This window comes from Streptomyces sp. SID14478, assembly GCF_010548525.1.
Taxonomy (GTDB): Bacteria; Actinomycetota; Actinomycetes; order Streptomycetales; family Streptomycetaceae; genus Streptomyces.
Map to the genome: position 1 here is coordinate 1 of NZ_JAAGMG010000512.1, position 338 is coordinate 338.

The window sequence follows — 338 nt, forward strand, 5'->3', positions numbered from 1 at the left end:
GCGTTGGTGCCGCTGATGCCGAAGGACGAGACACCGGCGCGGCGGGGGCGCGCGACGTCGGGCCAGGCCACCGCTTCGGTGGGCAGCCGCACCTCGCCGCGGGACCAGTCGACCTCCGTGGAGGGGCGCTCGGCGTGCAGGGTCGCCGGCAGGGTCCCGTGGTGCATCGCGAGCAGCATCTTGATGACGCCGGTCACTCCGGCGGCGGCCTGGGTGTGCCCGACGTTGGACTTCGCCGAGCCCAGCCACAGCGGACGCTCCGCGGGGCGGCCCGCGCCGTACGTCTCCAGCACGGCCTGGGCCTCGATCGGGTCGCCGAGCCGGGTGCCGGTGCCGTG

General features: G+C 76.0%; 1 protein-coding gene. It reads right to left on the reverse strand.

Going from position 1 to position 338, the window contains the following annotated elements; all coding sequences use genetic code 11:
• Positions 1-338: polyketide synthase (locus G3I40_RS16520; protein ID WP_164302914.1), on the reverse strand; the 338-nt coding region annotated here is incomplete at both ends.